The organism is Acinetobacter sp. ANC_7682 (genome assembly GCF_056779795.1).
Window position 1 is genome coordinate 116,697 of record NZ_JBWYIQ010000002.1, and the last position, 19,286, is coordinate 135,982.

19 protein-coding genes are annotated in these 19,286 nt (G+C 39.8%); 15 read left to right on the plus strand and 4 right to left on the minus strand.

Annotated features, from left to right (window positions below):
- The first annotated feature begins 18 nt into the window (after window positions 1-18).
- The 9 genes from mazG (at window position 19) to yjgA (ending at window position 6,701) form a co-directional block, all read left to right on the plus strand.
- Window positions 19-813, plus strand: coding sequence for a nucleoside triphosphate pyrophosphohydrolase (mazG, locus tag AC1M9D_RS01400; protein ID WP_481591536.1), 795 nt, complete (start codon window positions 19-21; stop codon window positions 811-813).
- Window positions 806-1,219, plus strand: coding sequence for a helix-hairpin-helix domain-containing protein (locus AC1M9D_RS01405; RefSeq protein WP_481611346.1), 414 nt, complete (start codon window positions 806-808; stop codon window positions 1,217-1,219). Before mazG ends, AC1M9D_RS01405 begins: the two co-directional genes overlap by 8 nt.
- Before the next feature lie 154 nt (window positions 1,220-1,373).
- Entirely contained in the window at window positions 1,374-2,831 is a 1,458-nt protein-coding gene (pcnB, locus tag AC1M9D_RS01410) for a polynucleotide adenylyltransferase PcnB (protein WP_481611347.1), read from the plus strand.
- Window positions 2,828-3,316 (plus strand): 2-amino-4-hydroxy-6-hydroxymethyldihydropteridine diphosphokinase, encoded by a 489-nt coding sequence (folK, locus tag AC1M9D_RS01415; RefSeq protein WP_481611348.1) that lies wholly within the window; start codon window positions 2,828-2,830, stop codon window positions 3,314-3,316. The genes pcnB and folK overlap by 4 nt, the downstream gene beginning before the upstream one ends.
- Window positions 3,317-3,356: 40 nt before the next feature.
- Window positions 3,357-4,166 (plus strand): 3-methyl-2-oxobutanoate hydroxymethyltransferase, encoded by an 810-nt coding sequence (gene panB / locus AC1M9D_RS01420; RefSeq protein WP_481611349.1) that lies wholly within the window; start codon window positions 3,357-3,359, stop codon window positions 4,164-4,166.
- Between the two features lie 2 nt (window positions 4,167-4,168).
- A complete protein-coding gene (gene panC, locus AC1M9D_RS01425) occupies window positions 4,169-5,008 on the plus strand; it encodes a pantoate--beta-alanine ligase (protein ID WP_179998617.1) in 840 nt (279 codons plus the stop codon).
- 39 nt (window positions 5,009-5,047) lie between these two features.
- Window positions 5,048-5,899 (plus strand): RNase adapter RapZ, encoded by an 852-nt coding sequence (gene rapZ, locus AC1M9D_RS01430; RefSeq protein ID WP_035265345.1) that lies wholly within the window; start codon window positions 5,048-5,050, stop codon window positions 5,897-5,899.
- Window positions 5,896-6,165: an HPr family phosphocarrier protein gene (locus AC1M9D_RS01435; RefSeq protein WP_035265349.1), complete on the plus strand. Its 270-nt coding sequence runs from the start codon at window positions 5,896-5,898 to the stop codon at window positions 6,163-6,165. The genes rapZ and AC1M9D_RS01435 overlap by 4 nt, the downstream gene beginning before the upstream one ends.
- A 2-nt stretch (window positions 6,166-6,167) precedes the next feature.
- Window positions 6,168-6,701 carry a ribosome biogenesis factor YjgA gene (gene yjgA / locus AC1M9D_RS01440; protein WP_035265351.1) on the plus strand — a complete coding sequence of 178 codons (534 nt, stop codon included), beginning with the start codon at window positions 6,168-6,170 and terminating at the stop codon, window positions 6,699-6,701.
- 58 nt (window positions 6,702-6,759) lie between these two features.
- Here yjgA and AC1M9D_RS01445 read toward each other — a convergent pair whose 3' ends face one another.
- Window positions 6,760-8,400 carry an acyl-CoA synthetase gene (locus AC1M9D_RS01445; protein WP_481611350.1) on the minus strand — a complete coding sequence of 547 codons (1,641 nt, stop codon included), beginning with the start codon at window positions 8,398-8,400 and terminating at the stop codon, window positions 6,760-6,762.
- Between the two features lie 264 nt (window positions 8,401-8,664).
- Between AC1M9D_RS01445 and AC1M9D_RS01450 the strand changes: the two genes are divergently transcribed.
- Genes AC1M9D_RS01450 through AC1M9D_RS01460 form a run of 3 tightly spaced genes read left to right on the plus strand, consistent with a single transcriptional unit; the run spans window position 8,665 to window position 12,896 of the window.
- The gene (locus tag AC1M9D_RS01450; RefSeq protein WP_481611351.1) at window positions 8,665-10,407 is read left to right on the plus strand and encodes a neutral/alkaline non-lysosomal ceramidase N-terminal domain-containing protein; all 1,743 of its coding nucleotides are present in this window, start codon (window positions 8,665-8,667) and stop codon (window positions 10,405-10,407) included.
- Window positions 10,404-11,693: a D-arabinono-1,4-lactone oxidase gene (locus AC1M9D_RS01455; RefSeq protein ID WP_481611352.1), complete on the plus strand. Its 1,290-nt coding sequence runs from the start codon at window positions 10,404-10,406 to the stop codon at window positions 11,691-11,693. Before AC1M9D_RS01450 ends, AC1M9D_RS01455 begins: the two co-directional genes overlap by 4 nt.
- A gap of 3 nt (window positions 11,694-11,696) precedes the next feature.
- On the plus strand, window positions 11,697-12,896 hold the full coding sequence (locus tag AC1M9D_RS01460; protein WP_481611353.1) for an alanine racemase: 1,200 nt from the start codon (window positions 11,697-11,699) through the stop codon (window positions 12,894-12,896).
- Window positions 12,897-12,954: 58 nt separating this feature from the next.
- On the opposite strand, the gene AC1M9D_RS01465 is transcribed toward AC1M9D_RS01460, so the two are convergent.
- Together AC1M9D_RS01465 and AC1M9D_RS01470 are read right to left on the minus strand one after the other, a co-directional pair.
- On the minus strand, window positions 12,955-13,986 hold the full coding sequence (locus AC1M9D_RS01465; protein ID WP_481611354.1) for an FMN-binding glutamate synthase family protein: 1,032 nt from the start codon (window positions 13,984-13,986) through the stop codon (window positions 12,955-12,957).
- Window positions 13,983-14,573 (minus strand): Rieske (2Fe-2S) protein, encoded by a 591-nt coding sequence (locus AC1M9D_RS01470; protein WP_481593333.1) that lies wholly within the window; start codon window positions 14,571-14,573, stop codon window positions 13,983-13,985. Before AC1M9D_RS01470 ends, AC1M9D_RS01465 begins: the two co-directional genes overlap by 4 nt.
- Window positions 14,574-14,898: 325 nt before the next feature.
- Here AC1M9D_RS01470 and thrS point away from each other — a divergent pair, with 325 nt between their 5' ends.
- Both thrS and infC read left to right on the plus strand, forming a co-directional pair.
- A complete protein-coding gene (thrS, locus tag AC1M9D_RS01475; RefSeq protein WP_092768341.1) occupies window positions 14,899-16,821 on the plus strand; it encodes a threonine--tRNA ligase in 1,923 nt (640 codons plus the stop codon).
- A gap of 5 nt (window positions 16,822-16,826) precedes the next feature.
- Window positions 16,827-17,378 (plus strand): translation initiation factor IF-3, encoded by a 552-nt coding sequence (infC, locus tag AC1M9D_RS01480; RefSeq protein ID WP_081403231.1) that lies wholly within the window; start codon window positions 16,827-16,829, stop codon window positions 17,376-17,378.
- A 507-nt stretch (window positions 17,379-17,885) separates the two neighbouring features.
- Here the strand turns inward: infC and AC1M9D_RS01485 are convergent.
- Entirely contained in the window at window positions 17,886-18,356 is a 471-nt protein-coding gene (locus AC1M9D_RS01485; RefSeq protein ID WP_481595065.1) for an Hsp20 family protein, read from the minus strand.
- Window positions 18,357-18,637: 281 nt separating this feature from the next.
- Between AC1M9D_RS01485 and AC1M9D_RS01490 the strand changes: the two genes are divergently transcribed.
- Window positions 18,638-19,255, plus strand: a complete 618-nt coding sequence (locus AC1M9D_RS01490) for a glutathione S-transferase family protein (RefSeq protein ID WP_035265364.1) — start codon at window positions 18,638-18,640, stop codon at window positions 19,253-19,255.
- Window positions 19,256-19,286: the final 31 nt, after the last annotated feature.

The following is a 19,286-nucleotide window of genomic DNA, read 5'->3' on the forward strand; positions in this document are numbered from 1 at the left end:
CACTAGAGATCAACTTTCATGGAAAAACTTTTAAATATCATGCAAGAGCTTCGTGCGAAATGTCCATGGGATCAAAAACAAACGCCTGAAAGCTTGACTCGCTATGCGATTGAAGAAGCTTATGAGGTTGAAGAAGCAGTTCGATCACAAAATACAGCGCATGTAAAAGAGGAATTAGGAGATCTTCTGCTGCAAGTTGTATTTCAAGCGCAAATGTATAGTGAGCAAGGAGCATTTAATTTTCATGATGTGGTGGAAACGTTGTGCGACAAGTTGATTCGAAGACATCCTCATGTCTTTCAATCAGCTCAATTTGAACAACTGAATGAACAGCAGGTGAGTGAACTTTGGCAAAAAATTAAGGCTGAAGAGAACAAAGACAAAACTAAATCACGTTTAGATGAAATTAAAGCGGGTCCAGCCTTAGATCAAGCCGAGCAAATTCAAAAAAATGTAGCTCAGATTGGATTTGATTTCGAAAATGTTGAGCAGGCGTATGAAAAGTTAGATGAAGAGTTATCTGAATTAAGAGAAGCCCTCAACCATCAAAATTCCGACGAAATACAAGAAGAGTTTGGAGATTGTTTATTTTCTTTAATCAATGTTGGACGTAAAATCGGCATTTCAAGTGAGATGGCTCTACTTGGAACCATCCACAAATTTAAACAACGTTTTTCATACATTGAGTTGCAGGCAAAAAATAGAAATACGCCCATTGAAAATATGAGTCTCAAAGAAATGGACCAATTGTGGGATCAAGCAAAAGTGTATCTAAAGCAACATAACAATAAAATTCAGGTTCAACATGAATAGCATCATTTCTTTTCTTCTTCTGATATTTACTGCATGTGTGAGTTTAATCAGTTCGGCGTATGCACAACAGTTTGATCAATCTTACTTAAAATGGAAAGCAGAGCAAGAAGCACATGATCAACGACTTAACCGACAAAGTGCGAACCATTATTTATCTCGACCAGCTGGAAATACATCATCAAAGCAAGCAACAGGTGGTGGTGTCGGGCAATCAGCCAAAGTACGTCTTAATACGGCTTCAATGGTTGAATTACAAATGATTAAAGGAGTGGGTGAGAAGAAAGCTGCTGCAATTATTGAGTATCGGCAAAAGCATGGCAGTTTTAAGTCAGTAGATGAACTTCAAAATGTCAAAGGAATAGGCCCCAAGTTTATCGAAAAGAATCGCAACCAGTTAGCCCTCTAATGATGATTTTATAGAGATCAAATGGCGCTAAGGGGTGTTGAAATTTAATCAATTTTGACGGTGAATCTTGGAGAATAAAATTGCCCTTTGATTGTGTTAGAGCTATGATTAGCACAATTATGATTTTACGTTCTGACGTAGGAGACAGCGTCTTTTGCAAACTTTGCACGCGTCAAAGTGCGGTTTATCCACTGCACAATTACCTTCTTCCATTCTAGATGTTATTGATTCTTTAACTAAAGCCGGCTATGAAGCTTATATCGTCGGTGGTGGTGTCCGTGATTTGATGCTTGGACTTGCGCCTAAAGATTTCGATGCTGTAACCAATGCGACACCTTCACAAATTAAAGAAGTATTTGGTCGTCGTTGCCGAATTATTGGTCGTCGTTTTGAGTTGGCTCATGTCTATTCTGGTCGTGAATTAATTGAAGTGGCCACTTTCCGAGCACCTCCTAAAAAAGCAGTGACTTCTGCTGCAGGTATGATTCTAAGAGATAATAATTGGGGCTCAATTGAAGAAGATTTTGCTCGTCGAGATTTCTCAATCAATGCGATGTATTACCAACCGCGTAAGGGTATCGTTCTTGATTTCTGTAACGCTATAGATGATATAAAAACAAAAACATTGCGTTTATTGGGGGATCCAAAGTTACGTTTTGAAGAAGATCCAGTTCGTATGTTACGAACACTGAGATTTGCTGCGAAACTTAACTTTAAAATTGATCCTGCAATTTTAGATGTATTTACACCTGAAGCAACCTTGCTTTTACGTGATGTATCACCGCATCGTTTATATGATGAATCTCAAAAGTTATTCACAATGGGGCATTTGAATCGTGTGCTCCCAATGTTGATTGAGTTTGGAATCTGGAAACAATTATTTGCAGATATCCCTCCTCATATTGATGCATTTATTGAACGTGCAGCGAAAAATACAGATCAGCGAATTCAAATTGGTAAAACGATCAACCCTGCATTTTTCTATGCGGTATTATTGTGGAAACCGTTCCTTGAGCGTTGTGATTTTTATATGCACAAAGGTGTTGTGGCAGCTGAAGCACGTGCTCAAGCCGGCTTAGATGTGCTGAAGCGCCAAGCGACACGTACGATTATCCCGCGTTTTGCAGAAACCTTTATTCGTGAAGTTTGGGAAATGCAAACCCGTTTGTTGAACCCAAAACCTCAGCAAATTGAAGCACTCTCAGGTCATGCTCGTTTTAGAGCAGGCTTTGACTTTATGTTGCTGCGTGAAAAGTCTGGAGATCAGACGACCAATGGCATGGGTCAATGGTGGGATGCTTATCAGATGATGTCTTTGGACGAAAAAGAGCGTGTGATTGCGCAGTACAATCGTCAAAGGACTAAATCACGACGTAAAGTCGCCGTGACCGAAGATGTTGTGGAAACAAAACCTCAGCAGATTGAACCGCTAGTTAAAGAAACGGAGTCACGTAGCCGCCGCAGTCGTAAGGCCGCTTCAGCGAATGAGCGAAGAACAGAGCAAAATGCGAGTATCGCTTTGGATAATGGTATTGCAGCTGATCATCCTATTTTGAAGCGTAAACGTGTCAAACGCGATTTAAATACAGTGGTGTTTGGTCCTATCCAATGACAGTACGAACATATATTGGACTGGGAAGTAATTTAGGTGATTCTCAGCAGTTGATGGCAGAAGCCTATACGAAACTGGCAATGCTGGGTGTGGTGAAAGCATCAAGGCTTTATCATAGTCCACCTATGGGTCCTCAAGATCAACCACATTACCACAATGCGGTCGTTCGTTTAGATACGAGTCTAACGGCGCTTGAATTATTAGATGAATTACAAAAAATAGAAAATGAAGCAGGGCGGGTGCGTTTACGTCGTTGGGGTGAACGCACACTCGATTTAGATCTATTGTTATATGGTGATCAAACGATTCAAAATGATCGCTTAACTGTTCCGCATATCGGGATATTTGAGCGAGATTTTGTCATACTGCCGTTATTAGATCTGGATGTCGAATTAGAAATTCATGGACAGAAAATTCGAGAAACGAATATTGCAAAACACAGCCAATTGGATGTTTTAGCAGATTCATCTTGGATCAGTATTTAAACTTTAAAATGTTCTAAGGAACTGTGTTAGAGGACATCTTATGATCAGTCTGAGCGATTTAAGACAATTCAAACAGCAAGGTCGAAAATTTTCTTGTCTGACTTGTTATGACGCCAGTATGGCGAAGGCAATGGAAATTGCTGAAATAGATACCATTTTAATTGGTGATTCGCTTGGGATGACCATTCAGGGCCATGATTCAACGTTGCCTGTGAATGTGGAAGATATGGTCTATCACACCTCAGTTGTACGTCGTGGAAATAACCATGCTTTCATCTTAACTGATCTTCCTTTTATGAGTTATGCCACACTCAATGATGCATTAGTAAACTCGAAAAAAGTGATGCAAGCTGGCGCACAAATGGTCAAGCTTGAAGGTGGAGCTTGGCTTGCTGAAACGGTAGAAGTGTTGACTCGCAATGGTATTCCAGTGTGTGTCCATCTTGGATTAACGCCACAATCCGTTCATGTATTTGGTGGCTATAAATTACAAGCCAAAACGCGTGAAGCTGCGGATCAACTGATTGCTGATTGTAAAGCTGTTGTTGAGGCTGGGGCAGCAGTGTTATTGCTAGAGTGTGTACCTGCACAATTGGGTCAAGAAATTTCAGAATTATTTCCGCATGTACCTGTGATTGGTATTGGTGCTGGGGCACAAACCGATGGGCAAGTTCTGGTTGTTCAAGATATGCTGGGATTAAACTTCGGTCGTGTTGCACGTTTTGTACGTAATTTTATGAAAGAACAGTCTGGTGAAACAGCCATTCTTGATGCAATCAAATCGTATCATGCTGCTGTACTAGATCAATCTTTCCCTGCTAAAGAACATACGTTCCAAGTTGAGCTTTAATCATGAAAACTGAAACAACAATCCATGGTTTAACCGCATCACTTCATGCTGCACGTCAAGCACGAAAGACTATTGGTTTTGTCCCGACCATGGGAAATCTACATCAAGGTCATTTAAATTTAGTACGTGAAGCACGTAAATTATGTGATGTGGTTGTGGTCAGTATTTTTGTGAATCCGATTCAATTTGGCCCAAATGAGGATTATGACAGTTACCCACGCACACTTGATCAAGACAGTCAATTGTTGGCTGAAGAGGGTTGTGACATTATTTTTGCACCTTCAGTTGAGCAAATGTATGGCAGTCAACCTCGCTTAACGAACATTAGTGTCGGTCAAATTACCAATGATTTATGTGGTGCTCAACGTCCGGGGCACTTTGATGGTGTTGCGGTAGTGGTAACGAAGTTATTTAATATCGTACAACCACATTTTGCATTTTTTGGTCAAAAAGACTACCAGCAGTTGGCTGTGATTAAGACAATGGTACGTGACTTGAACATGCCGATTGAAATTATTGGTGTGCCAATTGCACGTGCTGAAGATGGTTTGGCATTAAGTTCACGTAATGGTTATCTTTCGGCTGAACATCGTCAAATTGCACCAGTCATTTATCAATCTTTAAAAACTGCTGAAACAAATTTAAAACAAGGTCAAGCGCTTACAGAGGTTCTTGCTGAGATAAAATCAACTTTAAGTGATGCTGGCTTTGTCGTGGATTATGTTGAAGCACGTAATCCAATGTTGCAGGCAGTAGAGCAATTTGACCAAGATATTGTGTTATTTGTTGCTGCGAAAATTGGTTCGACACGCTTGATCGACAATTTACAAATCAGTCATTAAAACAGGATTAAACTCGATAATGATCGTCAGGTGTGGTGCATGAAGCGAATTCTTATTGTTACAGGACAATCCGGTTCAGGGAAGTCATCTGCATTGCAGGTTCTCGAAGATTTAGGTTATTACTGTATCGATAATTTGCCGCTAGCATTACTTCCTGAGATCGTTGGAAAGTTAGATCAAGAAAATAATTTAGAACAATTGGCTTTAGGGGTTGATGTTCGGAGTACACGCGCTGATTTGCAAGAATTTGAGCAAGTTTATCAGCAACTGGAAAAACATGGTGAGGTCGAGGTCATTTATCTCACCACCAAAGATCAAGAGCTAATTGCTCGTTTTAGTGCCTCGCGTCGACCTCATCCACTGGCGAATCGGTTTAAAAGTCTGAATGAGTGCATTCAGGAAGAGAAACAATTACTGTTGCCGATTCAATTAAGAGCAACTGTACAGATTGATACATCAGATAAAAGTGTCCATGATCTTAAAGATACATTATTATCCCGCTTAGGGCAGGTAGATAACTTAATTGTTATTTTACAGTCTTTTGGATATAAGCATGGTATTCCGTTGGATGCTGATTTTATTTTTGATGTGCGGCATTTACCCAATCCACATTGGGATTTAGAGCTTAGAAAATATTCGGGCTTAGATGAGCCCATTGAAAAATTCCTGACATCATTTGACCAAGTGAATATGATGTTTGAGGATTTAAAGCAATTTTTAGAGAAGTGGTTGCCTGCCTTTGCAGAAGGGCATCGCCATTACATTACGGTTTCGATTGGATGTACAGGTGGTCAGCACCGCTCTGTATTTATTGTGGATAGACTCAAAAAGGCGCTTGAGGCACAATGGTCTATTCAGGTCTTGCATAGAGAAATGAAGCACTGGTCATGATTGACACAACTGTTGACGTAATTAACAAATTAGGATTACATGCGCGTGCGTCAGGCAAGCTCATTGAGGTCACTACCAAATTTCGAAGTTCGATTAAAATTGGTAAGGGCGATAAATTAGTCGATGCCAAAAATATTATGTCTTTGCTCATGCTCGGTGCAGGCAAAGGAACTACATTAAGACTAGTGATTGAAGGGGCAGATGAAGAGAAAGCTTTGTCTGAAGTTCAAGCATTATTCGCAGCAAAATTTTACGAGGCTGAATAATCGTGGCACGTCGATCGCAACGTTTTACTGAAGATGATTTTGAGTCTTTAGAAGGACGTGCAAGTAAAACTGAACAAAAGAAAGCTGTACAACGTATGGCTGCTTTAGGGGCTCAACTTGCTGAGTTACCCAAAAAAAAGATTGAAAGCCTTCCTGTGGAAGAGCGCTTAATTGAAGCTTTATTGGATGTTCAATTGATAACATCAGGTGAGGCTCGTCGTCGTCAATTTTTGCGTATTGGTAAATTATTACGCAATGAAGACGAGAGCATGATCTTATCTTATTTGACACCTCAACAAGGGGCGAAAAAGACAGCGCAATTGCATCGCTGGGTCGATCGTATGATTGCACAAGGTGAGCCTGTTATTAAAGAATTTATGAAGACTTACAATGCTGCAGAGCATCATGCAATACGTCAGCATTTACTTCGTATTGAACGTGATATTCAAAAAAACTTAGGTGAGGATGCTGTTGCACAATCTAAGTTAAATTTGCTGAATTACGTTCAGCAAGTTGCGCTCATCTCTGATCGTTAATGGTCATAAAAAAGGTCTGATGTTTCAGACCTTTTTTTATTTCTTAGATGCTTAATATTTAGAGTGCAGCACGATCTTTTGCCCAATCTCGTAATACAAACTTTTGCAGTTTGCCTGTTGAGGTTTTAGGAATTTCAGTAATCACTACGTCTTTGGGTACCTTGAATCGAGCAAGATGTTGTTTGCAGTATTCAATGATTTCTTCAGGTGTAGCTTGTTGCCCTTGCTTCAATTCAATAAATGCGCATGGAACTTCTTGCCAACGTGGATCAGGTTTTGCAACAACTGCAGCTGTCAGCACGGCAGGGTGTTGATAAAGTACTTCTTCCACTTCAAGTGAAGAAATATTTTCACCACCAGAAATAATCACATCTTTCGAGCGATCTGTAATTTTGGCATAACCATCAGGCTGGCATACGGCAAGATCGCCAGTATGGAACCATCCACCAGCAAATGCTTCAGCGGTGGCTTCAGGGTTCTTCAAGTAACCTTTCATGACAATGTTGCCACGGAACATAATTTCCCCCATGGTCTGACCATCGTTCGGTACAGGCAGCATCGTTTCAGGATCCAATACTTTCATCCCATCTTGAAGTGGATAAGGTACACCTTGGCGTGAATGTAGTTGAGCTTGTTCTTGGATGCTTAAATCACTCCAGCCTGCTTGCGAAGCACATAGCGCTGATGGTCCATAGGTTTCAGTGAGACCATAGACGTGGGTAACATTGATTCCTAGATTTCGCATACCTTCAATAATGGCAGCTGGTGGCGCTGCACCAGCAACCATCACTTCGACTCGATGATTAATTTCGCGTTGTTGCTCTTTTGGTGTGTTGATCAACATGGACAATACAATTGGTGCACCACAGAAGTAATCGACTTGATGATCCGCGATCAATTGATAGATCTGTGCTGGATCAACTTTTCGAAGACAAACATTTGTGCCACCGTTGGCGGCCATGGTCCAAGCGAAACACCATCCATTACAATGGAACAGAGGCAAAGTCCATAAATAGGTGGCACGGGGTGTCATACCACAAGCAATGATATTACTTGCTGCATTAATATAAGCCCCACGATGATGATAGACCACACCTTTTGGATTCCCAGTTGTGCCTGAGGTGTAGTTTAAGCTGATGGCATCCCATTCATCCTGTGGTAATTGCCACTCAAACTCAGGATTACCTTGTGAAAGCCAAGATTCATACTCAATTTTTCCAATACGGGGCGCTTGATCATTGAATTCATATTCAGTATCTGCAACATCGATAACATAAATGTCCTGAGGAACTTGTGCTAAAGCTTCCTGTGCTAATTCTGAGAATTCAGGGTCAACTAAAAGTACTTTTGATTCAGCATGTTCAAGCATAAATGCGAGTGTTTTTGCATCTAGGCGCGTATTTAATGTATTGAGTACAGCGCCTGCCATAGGCACTGCAAAATGCGCTTCGATCATGGCTGGAATATTTGGAAGTAATACCGACACAGTATCATTTTTTTGAATACCAAGCTTTTGCAACTGATTGGCAAATTGACGGCAACGTTTGTATTTTTCTTTCCAGCTAATCCGGCGTGTACCATGAATAATTGCATCTTGCTGAGGGTAGATGTAGGCCGCACGCTCTAAATATCTGAGTGGAGAAAGGGCAACAAAATTTGCTGGCGTTCTAGGTAGTTCGTCATACGGACTTAAATTCATTTTAGTATCCATCTTCATTTTTATAATCCTGAGTAAAAGATAAGCAAAAAATAAACGGAATACATTTATCCTTTAGTCGAGCAAACGTGACATTTTGTCAATTAGGCGAAAATTCATATTTTTTAACTTCATTTTATTGCGATTTATTCGTGAAGTTGGTGATATTTATTTGTGCTGAATAATGTAATTGATCTAGAAATAGGGTAAATTTTAAACAGATTTTAAGTTTCAAAATCGAATAATAAAAGCAAAAGGATTTTGCATATGTATATTGTTGGGTGGGGGAAAGATGAAATTAACATCGAACCCAAAGGCTATGCCATGTTTGGCTATGGGATGTGGCATCACCGTGCCTATAAAAAAAGAACTGCGCTGTATGCGAGAACAGTGACCATTCAAAAAGATCAAGATGCCCCATTGATATTATGTTGTCTAGATTTTGGCTGTATTACTTCAGCAATTCGAATCAATGTAATCCAACGCTTGAATGAAACGTTGAGGGATTGTTTCGATCCACATCGTTTGGTTCTAATGGCAACGCATACCCATTCAGGTCCGGGCGGTTGTGGTTATGAAGCTCTTTATAATATGCCGACACCAGGATTTGTGCCTGAGCACCTTGATGCAGTTGTGGATGCTGTGCAATCCAGTATTCAACAGGCATTATCCAATCGCGATTTTACAGAGATTCGGTTAGCGACAATTGACATTCCTGAGCAAGTTCCTGTGGCATGGAATCGCTCGATAAAAGCGTATAATCGAAATCTCGATACTGCATTTGTCGATGAATCTGAAACTTACAAAGCGATCAATCGACAAATGCAAGTCCTCGGCTTTTATCGTGGGGAAAAGCTGCATTCTCTGTTGTCACTGTTTGGTGTGCATGCGACATGTTTGGGCAATCAATTAGATGCTCATGATGGTGATAATAAAGGCTATGCCGCAACACTTTCGGAAGAGACCTTAAGTGCTGCTGGGGTGGATGGACCAGTTTGTATATTTGCGCAAGCAACAGCAGGCGATGTGTCACCACACTTCCATGGAAAGAATCAGACTAAGATCAGAAAAAAGATAAAAGGAGAAGCAGAGTACATCTATGCGAGAAACAATGGTCGTATACAGAGTGAGTATGCTTTAGCCGCTTTACTTGAGCAACAGAATCAAAACATCCAATATCAAGATTTGGATGCAGTACTCGAGTATGTGGATATGGCAAATACTGTGGCTGATCCAGAGTTTTCAGGTGGATATAGCAATGCGATAACAAGCCAAGCTTGTCATGGGACAGCATTTATTGCGGGCACACCAGTCGATGGTGTGGGTGCTGCAAAGCCATTGATCATGGCTATGAATTTACTTTCAAGACAATTCAAACGAAGTAAATTGAATTCAAAAGATCCAGTGGAAAGTGCTTATTATGAGAAGCTTTATCATGCTCAAGGACCCAAAAATATTATTTTTGAATCGGGTCAGCATCGGATATTAGGAAAAAAATTAGGTTCACTTCCTGGTGTTTTAGATCCACTCATTGCTGAAATGAATGCTCAAGTTCACGCTGGCGCAATTCAAGAAAGCGATTTAGTGCCACATATTGTGCCAATTCAGCTGATTCGAATCGGTCAACTTTTTTTGGTATGTGTTCCCGGAGAGTTTACAACAACTTCAGGTAAGCGCGTATTAAATACCATTCAGAAAAGTGTATTACCGACATTTCCTAACGCAAAAATTTGGTTTGCATCTTATTGTAATGACTATATGGGCTATGTCACGACATTCGAAGAATATCAAGAACAAGCCTATGAAGGTGGACACACTTTATTTGGTCAATGGACTTTGGCAGCTTTTCAAACCTATTTTAAACATTTGGCTAAACAGATTTGTTTGCCACCTGAACAACGTCAATTATCAAATTGCGTACCTAAAGCAGTACCTCAAAAAGAATTAGAGAAAAGAACCAATCGGGGAAATGTTCAAACCGCCGTTGCACAAAAGGAGTTGGCAACATGAGTAATCTGACACATCATTATTGGTCTAACTGGTCGGGATATTGCCACTCAAACCCGCAACACATCTTATATCCAGACCAACTACATGAATTACAGGATATTGTGATTCAACATTCTAAAGTTCGTGTGGTTGGTGCAGGGCATTCATTTACTCCGTTGGTAAAAACGGATGCGTCTATTATTTCTTTAGACCGATTTTCAAGTGTCTTAAATGCTGATCAGGCTAAATGCCAAGCGACGTTATGGGCAGGTACTCGACTATTCAATTTAGGGCAGCATCTTGCGCCTTTTGAACAGTCGCTTATGAATCAGGGTGATATTGATCAACAAAGTTTAGCTGGTGCTGTGTCTACAGGAACACACGGGACAGGTGCAGCGCTATATTCTATTTCAGGTTATGTAGAAGATTTTGAGCTATTACAGGCAAATGGAGAGTTGATCCAGTGCTCCAAGACGGAGAACCCTGAAATTTTTCAGGCAGGAAGAGTATCGTTGGGATCGCTCGGGATATTAACGAAAATAACCATGCAAAACCGCCCTAGATATAAATTGAAAGAGAAAATTCATTTAGCCCCTGTAGAAGAAAGCCTTGATCAATTTCTCCAATTGATGCACCAACATCGGCATTTGGAGTATTTTATTTTCCCTTTTACAGATCAATTAATTTTTAAAACACTTGATGTTACAGAGGGTGAGGTGAAGCCAAGAGAAACTTCTTGGCCATCTGAGGATCAACTTTTAACATGGTGTTGTGAAATTTCTAAAAAAGCCCCTTTTTTGACGAAATATCTTCAAAAATTAGTCGGTGTTTTTGTGAAGCCAACAGAATTCATTGATTGGTCGGGTGATATTTTTGCAACACCTCGGAATACCAAATTCAATGAAATGGAATATCAAATTCCAATTGAGAATGGCATTCAATGCATCAAAGAAGTGATTGCAACGTTTAGAAAATATCAAATAAATTCTTTTTTCCCTATCGAATTCCGCGTGGTCAAAGGGGATGATATTTGGCTAAGTCCTTTCTATCAGCAAGACAGTATTTCGATTTCTATCCATCAATATTATAAGCAGTCACCTCAAAAAGTATTTGATCTTATTGAGCCGATTTTTCAAAAATATCGAGGCCGTCCACACTGGGCTAAGATGCATCAACTGTCTCACCAAGAGATTCGAGCTCTTTATCCGAAATGGAATGAATTTATGCAAATCAGAGAAGCGCTCGATCCTCATCGAAAGTTTCTCAATCCCTATCTTGAAAAACTATTACTTGGGCAACAAGGATGAGAGATGAATAGTTTTTTTAATCAAATGAATGATGATTTGCGGGCACATGGTTTAGGTCAACCTATGCTCTTGATCGATGACGATGCATTAAACTTTAATATTGCTTATGTAAAACAGCAGCTAGCTTCGGCAAAGCACTTAAAACCGCGGTTGGTCGTTAAATCTTTGGCTTGTTTGCCTTTGTTAAAAAAGCTAAGTTTCGATTTAGACACCCGACACTTTATGGTGTTCCATATTGATCACTTAGAATTGATGTTCAATCATTTTGATCAAGCTGATTTACTCTTTGGTAAGCCGATGCCAATTCGTGCAGTAGAAAGGTTTTATCAAAACCATCATACGCCAATCAAATGCAAGATACATTGGTTAATTGATTCCTTTGCTCGTTTGCAACGATATCATGCCTTGGCTGATCAACTGGGACTTAGCTTCAATATCAATCTTGAAATCAATGTGGGATTACATCGAGGAGGCGTTCAAAATTCTGCTGAATTTATACAAATGCTCAATTATATTCAGCAGCATAAAAAAACGCTAAATTTGAGTGGCTTAATGGGCTACGATGCGCATGTCACTAAACTACCTAAGGTGGTGAAGCGTGCAGAAACAGCTTATGCTGAATCTCAACAAATTTATCAAAATTATCAGCACATCTTAAAGCACCAATTCCCAGATTTAAATCATGCTCAGCTGTGTTTTAACGGAGGAGGAAGTCCAACTTTTAGTTTTCACGTGAAACATAGTGTGTGTAATGATCTGTCATTTGGCTCAATGTTGCTTAAGCCCAGCGATTTTGATTCTGAATATCTTTCTTTGCTTAAACCCGCTTTATATATTGCGAGTCCCGTACTGAAAGTATTAGACCAAGTTTCATTGCCTGGGATGCCTTCATTTAAAAAAATAAAATTTTTTAAGAAGCATCAAGCGGTTTTTATCTATGGTGGCTATTGGATGGGTCAATATGTTTATCCAGCAAAATCTCATCCTCATCTATTGTATGGACGAAGCACCAATCAGGAAATGATTTGTGTCGATCGTAAAATTGATATCCATCCTGATGACTACATATTTATTCGACCGAGTCAAAGTGAAGTGGTCATCCCGCAGTTCAATCGCACGTACCTTTATCGAAAAGAAAAAGCGTGGAATTCCTCTATTTCGGAATCGAATAAATTTGAACCTTGGGAAAATTTTAGAGAGTAGTGATTAAAAGAAAAAAAAGGATGAAGTTAATCATCCCTTTTTAGCATTGGTTTGAAATTTATTGGACGCCGCCGTAATGGATGCCCGTTAATTCACTGATTTCTTTTTTCCAAGTGGTTAAATCATCCAAATTAAATTTACTTAAATGGTCATGCCCACAAGCACGTGCCATTACCTGCATCAACTCGACTGAAGCATTGAAGAAGTTGGCGAGTTGTTGTGCTGATTTTTCAATTTCGAGTCTTCGACGCAAATGATCTTTTTGTGTTGCAATGCCGACAGAGCATTCATTTGTATTACACGCGCGCATTCCTAAACAACCAATTGCCTGCATGGCAGAGTTAGACACGGCAATGGCATCTGCACCCAGCGCTAAGGCTTTAATAAAATCAGCAGGGACACGTAAGCCACCTGTAATGACCAAACTAATGTCACGACGTCTTAAACGATCTAAATGACGACGTGCCCGTGCCAAGGCAGGAATGGTCGGCACTGAAATATTGTCACGGAATAATGTTGGTGCTGCACCTGTACCACCACCACGACCATCTAGAATAATGTAGTCCACACCTATCGCAATCGCAGCATCAATGTCTTTTTCGATATGCTGTGCAGACAGTTTAAAGCCAATCGGAATACCACCTGTCTGCTCGCGGATATAGTTTGCAAACTCCTTATATTGTGAAAGCTCAGTCCAATCCGGGAAGGTTGCGGGAGAAATCGCAGATTGTCCTTCTTCTAAACCACGGACTTCTGCAATTTTTCCAACTACTTTATGGCCGGGTAGATGTCCGCCTGTTCCTGTTTTTGCTGCCTGTCCACCTTTAAAGTGAAAAGCTTGGCATTTTTTTACTTTTTCAATGTCATAGCCAAAACGACCAGAGGCCAACTCGTAAAAATATCGTGAATTTGAGGCTTGTTCATCATCTAACATTCCGCCTTCACCAGAACAGATGCCAGTACCTGCCATTTCTGCACCCATTGCCAGTGCAGTTTTTGCTTCTTGTGATAAAGCACCAAAACTCATGTCGGAAACAAATAATGGAATATTGAGTTTCAATGGTTTCTTTGCATTTGGTCCAATAATCACTTCGCTTGCAACGGGAGCATCATCCAGTAGAGGAACTTTCCGAAGTTGAGCTGTGACCAGTTGGATATCTTCCCATTTTGGAAGTTTGTAAAAGGCACACCCATGGCTGCGGTAGGACCATGATGACCGAAATTTTTTAGACCATTTCGAGCTAATTCTAAGATGAATCTATTGTGTGGCTCTTCAGGAGCAGGCTGTGAATCTGCATAGAGTCCTTGATAACGATCACGGTTGAATTGCTGTGGATTTCTTTTTTCCCAAGCTTCAATTTCTTCTAAGTCAACATAGACATGATCATCTTGAATCCAAGCTTTAATTTTTTGCAGATTTTTATTGAGATATCTTGGATTAATGCCAGTTTTATAAATGTAATGAGAGCCGTGAAGGCCACATACAATTTTGTCGCCTTGAATATGGGCATCGGACATGAGTGCTCCGCGATGCTGACAACGACCATACATGACTACGACTTTTTCTTCATCATGATCTTCAAGACGAAGAACAACAAGATCCACATTGGCTGCTAAAGCATATGCGGGTTTAAGCGGCTGGAGTGTAGACCAAGCAATTAGTGGGTGAGATTTCATATGACCTGCCTAATGATTTCAGTGGGTTATATTTATTTGTTTAAAAGTATGTTGATCATCTAATAGAAAGCATAAAAGATTATTTTTCTATAATTGGGATAATAGTAATTTAAATATCAAATTGGGAATATATTTTAACTATTTTTGTCATAATTAAAACTGCTATCGCCTAATGCTCGATTAACAGTTTATTAAACAACGTGACACGTGTAAAATCTCTAGCGATTTTATTTATCCACCGTTTTTATCTTTTGAGGTTCGCCTCGATCATAATCTCGCGGTGACATGCTCCATTGTACGGGGCATCACTCCTTAAGGATTTTTTATGCCAATTATTACTTTGCCAAACGGCGATCAAAAACAATTTGATCAAGCTGTCTCTGTCATGGAAGTTGCTCAAAGCATCGGTCCAGGTCTTGCAAAAAATACGGTTGCAGGTCGTGTAAACGGCCATCTAGTTGATGCATGTGACTTAATCACTGATGATGCCACGTTGCAGATCATTACGCCTAAAGATGATGAAGGTGTTGAAATTATTCGTCACTCTTGTGCCCATTTAGTTGGTCACGCAGTGAAGCAGCTTTTCCCTGAAGCAAAGATGGTGATTGGACCAGTCATTGAAGATGGTTTCTACTACGATATCTACAGTGAAAAACCATTTACACCAGATGATATGGCTGCCATCGAAGAGCGTATGAAAAAGCTCATCGATCAAGATTATGATGTCATTAAAAAGATGACACCCCGTGATGAAGTGATCAAAGTATTCACTGAGCGTGGTGAAGATTATAAATTACGTCTCATCGAAGATATGCCAGATGAGACTCAAATGGGTCTTTATTATCATCAAGAATATGTGGATATGTGTCGTGGTCCACACGTACCAAATACCAAATTCTTAAAGTCATTCAAGTTGACGAAGATGTCAGGTGCTTACTGGCGTGGTGATGCGAAAAACGAACAACTTCAACGTATTTATGGTACAGCTTGGGCGGATAAGAAGCAGTTGGCTGCTTATATCAAACGTATTGAAGAAGCTGAAAAGCGTGACCACCGTAAAATTGGTAAAGCGCTTGATCTGTTCCACATGCAAGAAGAAGCACCAGGCATGGTGTTCTGGCATCCAAATGGCTGGACGATCTATCAAGTTTTAGAACAATACATGCGTAAAGTTCAGCAGGACAATGGTTATCAAGAGATTCGCACACCTCAGGTGGTCGATTTTAGTCTTTGGGAAAAATCAGGACATGCTGCAAACTATGCAGAAAACATGTTTACTACACATTCTGAAAACCGTAACTATGCCGTTAAACCAATGAACTGCCCATGTCATGTTCAAGTGTTTAACCAAGGTTTAAAATCTTACCGTGATTTACCAATTCGTCTCGCTGAATTTGGTTCATGTCACCGTAACGAACCATCGGGTTCATTACATGGGATTATGCGTGTTCGTGGCTTCACCCAAGATGACGCACACATTTTCTGTACAACTGAGCAAATTGGTCAAGAAGTTGCTGACTTTATTAAACTGACTTTAGATGTTTATAAAGATTTCGGTTTTGAAGAAGTGCAAATGAAACTCTCAACACGTCCAGAAAAGCGTGTAGGGGATGATAAGCTTTGGGATGTTGCTGAAAAATCTTTAGCTGACGCACTGGATGCAGCAGGTCTCGCTTGGGATTTACAACCTGGTGAGGGTGCGTTCTACGGTCCTAAAATTGAATTTTCTTTGAAAGATTGTTTAGGTCGTATCTGGCAGTGCGGTACAATCCAATGCGATTTTAACTTGCCATTACGTTTAGATGCATCTTATGTCACTGAAGACAACGATCGTGATCATCCTGTGATGCTTCATCGTGCAATTCTTGGCAGTTTTGAACGTTTTATTGGTATACTTATTGAACACTACGCTGGATTTATGCCACCATGGTTGGCACCAATTCAAGCATGCGTGATGAATATTACCGATTCTCAAGCAGATGCTTGTCAGTCAGTCGTCGCTAAATTGCAAGAAAATGGCATTCGAGCGATTTCAGACTTGAGAAATGAGAAAATCGGCTTTAAGATTCGTGAGCGTACTTTAGAGCGTATTCCATACCTATTGGTGCTTGGGGATCGAGAAGTAGAGGAAGGTACAGTGAATGTACGTACTCGCTCTGGAACAAATTTAGGTACTATGTCTATCGATGCATTCGTTGACTTAGTGAAAGTAGCCGTAGCCGAACGCGGCCGGTATATTGTGGAGTAAGAAAGATTAAACAGCCTGACCGTAACCAACAACAAGGTGCTAAAAGCAATCGTCCTGCATTAAATGATGAGATTCGTGCGAAAGAAGTACGTCTCGTTGGCGCTGACGGAGAACAAAAAGGCATCGTTTCACTTGCTGAAGCGTTGCGTGCTGCAGAAGAAGTTGATCTTGACCTCGTTGAGATCGTTGCGAATGCAGAGCCGCCTGTTTGTAAAATCATGGATTACAACAAGCATTTATTTGATCTGAAGCAAAAGCAAAAAGATGCTAAGAAAAAGCAGCATCAAGTTCAGGTTAAAGAGATCAAGTTACGTCCTGGTACAGACGTTGGTGATTACAATGTTAAGTTGCGTGCTATTCTGAAATTCCTTGAAGAAGGCAACAAAGTTAAAATTACTCTACGTTTCCGTGGTCGTGAGATGGCTCACCAACAATTGGGTCTTGCTCAATTACAAAAGATTGAAGCTGATGTGGCTGAAATCGGTGTAGTGGAACAAGCACCAAAAATGGAAGGCCGTCAAATGGGTATGTTACTTGGTCCTAAAAAGAAAAAGTAAAACCGATTTAGAGAAAAAGCCCTGCACATGCAGGGCTTTTTTTATATGTTGATTGAAGGAATATAGGTACATCCTGAGTTAGTAAAGAGAGGAACGACTGTAGTTGGGGTATAAATCATCAGTTGAATATTTCCATCAGGCAGTACTTTAGTGAAGTCTAATAAACGTATATTTTAAACTTCTCGAATCATTTTGTGGCTTGAGTAAAAAATGTAATAATTTCGACAGGTAAATTCGTACTTATGCATAGAAAATTCTAGATGGATGGTAAAACTGAATAGGTTTAGAGTGTTTACTGTCTTGAAAAATGACCCAAAAAGGATTTTTAATATTGCACATCAGCACATCAGCACATCAGCACATCAGCACATCAGCACATCAGCACATCAGCACATCAGCACATCAGCACATCAGGAAATTCGTTGCTCAAAGTAACTGTAGATTTGATCTATAAAAAAAGCCGATACTTTTGCATCGGCTTTTTTGTGACTCATCAACTTCGATGTTTTATTCGACATGAACTGTTTTTTCAGTAGACTCTGTATTTTCTAACAGAAGTTTTTTGCCAATTGGAATTTGTCGAGGTAATTTCTCTTCTGGAATGATACGCTCTAAATCGATCACTAATAAGCCGTTTTCATAATCTGCTTGTTGAACTTCAATATGTTCATCTAAGCGAAGCGATAATTTAAATGAACGACGCGCAATTCCTTTATGAAGATATTCGGTTTGTTCAGATTGAATAGCTTCCGGTTTTCCTGTGATTGAGAGAAGTTGATTTTCAAGACTGATATTTAACTCATCTTGACTAAATCCTGCAGTAGCGACCACGATGCGATATCTGTTCTCACCTTTTTTTTCAATGTTATAAGGTGGGTAGTTTGGAGCATCACTTTGCATTGCATAATCAATAAAATCGTTTAAACGATCAAAACCAATACTACGACGAAACAATGGATGAAGATTTAAGTTACTCATGATTAAAACCTCCTGAGGTCAGCAAAGTCATAAAAATAAGAATGTTGTTCTGTCATGACTATCATCAACAGAACCAGATGATCATCATTAATCTGGCAATTTTTTATATAGGTTCAGACCGAAATTTTTCAATAATAAATTCAAAAAAAATTTAAAAATATTTTATAAATAATTGATTTTTTATAGTTTATAAATAAAAAATTTCTATCCTTGTTGTTTGGTTTGAAATGATTTATGGTGGATAAATCAATCAACAAAGGGCATATGGAGCCTGAACTGTAATGATCGATTTATATTATTGGGGAACACCCAACGGATTAAAAATAACAATTGCACTCGAAGAAATGGCTTTAGATTATCAAATCTATCCAATCAATATATTAGAAAATGATCAGTTCCAAACTGACTTTCTTGCGATCTCTCCTAATAATAAAATTCCTGCGATAGTTGATCAAAATGGACCGAATAATCAATCGATTTCGATTTTCGAGTCTGGTGCAATACTGCAATATTTAGGACGTAAAACGGGACAATTCTATCCTCAGCACGAAATCGCGAGGATTCAGGTTGAACAATGGTTGATGTGGCAAATGGGTGGTCTAGGACCGATGTTAGGTCAAAATCATCATTTCGCTAAATTTGCTAAAGAGAAAATCCCTTATGCGATCGAGCGCTACATTACAGAAACCAAAAGATTATATGGAGTGCTCAATAAGCAGTTAGTTGGGCAAGACTATGTGGCAGGTGAGTACTCTATTGCGGATATGGCAATTTTCCCTTGGTTGATGCGGCACGAGTGGCAAAGTATTCATTTAGCAGAGTTTCCTGAAGTGGAAGCTTATATTCAACGTATCCAACAGAGACCAGCGGTACAAAAGGCGCTTGCACTACTAAAGTAGATCACGGATTTAAGTGTGCTAAACTCTATAC

What these genes read in the sequence shown, in the direction of transcription:
- AC1M9D_RS01405 (WP_481611346.1), top strand. Translation starts at nt 806, where the DNA reads ATGAATAGCATCATTTCTTTTCTTCTTCTGATATTTACTGCATGTGTG.
- mazG (WP_481591536.1), top strand. Translation starts at nt 19, where the DNA reads ATGGAAAAACTTTTAAATATCATGCAAGAGCTTCGTGCGAAATGTCCA.
- folK (WP_481611348.1), top strand. Translation starts at nt 2,828, where the DNA reads ATGACAGTACGAACATATATTGGACTGGGAAGTAATTTAGGTGATTCT.
- AC1M9D_RS01490 (WP_035265364.1), top strand. Translation starts at nt 18,638, where the DNA reads ATGATCGATTTATATTATTGGGGAACACCCAACGGATTAAAAATAACA.
- AC1M9D_RS01450 (WP_481611351.1), top strand. Translation starts at nt 8,665, where the DNA reads ATGTATATTGTTGGGTGGGGGAAAGATGAAATTAACATCGAACCCAAA.
- thrS (WP_092768341.1), top strand. Translation starts at nt 14,899, where the DNA reads ATGCCAATTATTACTTTGCCAAACGGCGATCAAAAACAATTTGATCAA.
- AC1M9D_RS01435 (WP_035265349.1), top strand. Translation starts at nt 5,896, where the DNA reads ATGATTGACACAACTGTTGACGTAATTAACAAATTAGGATTACATGCG.
- panC (WP_179998617.1), top strand. Translation starts at nt 4,169, where the DNA reads ATGAAAACTGAAACAACAATCCATGGTTTAACCGCATCACTTCATGCT.
- AC1M9D_RS01455 (WP_481611352.1), top strand. Translation starts at nt 10,404, where the DNA reads ATGAGTAATCTGACACATCATTATTGGTCTAACTGGTCGGGATATTGC.
- rapZ (WP_035265345.1), top strand. Translation starts at nt 5,048, where the DNA reads ATGAAGCGAATTCTTATTGTTACAGGACAATCCGGTTCAGGGAAGTCA.
- AC1M9D_RS01470 (WP_481593333.1), bottom strand. Translation starts at nt 14,573, where the DNA reads ATGAAATCTCACCCACTAATTGCTTGGTCTACACTCCAGCCGCTTAAA.
- AC1M9D_RS01485 (WP_481595065.1), bottom strand. Translation starts at nt 18,356, where the DNA reads ATGAGTAACTTAAATCTTCATCCATTGTTTCGTCGTAGTATTGGTTTT.
- AC1M9D_RS01445 (WP_481611350.1), bottom strand. Translation starts at nt 8,400, where the DNA reads ATGAATTTAAGTCCGTATGACGAACTACCTAGAACGCCAGCAAATTTT.
- AC1M9D_RS01460 (WP_481611353.1), top strand. Translation starts at nt 11,697, where the DNA reads ATGAATAGTTTTTTTAATCAAATGAATGATGATTTGCGGGCACATGGT.
- panB (WP_481611349.1), top strand. Translation starts at nt 3,357, where the DNA reads ATGATCAGTCTGAGCGATTTAAGACAATTCAAACAGCAAGGTCGAAAA.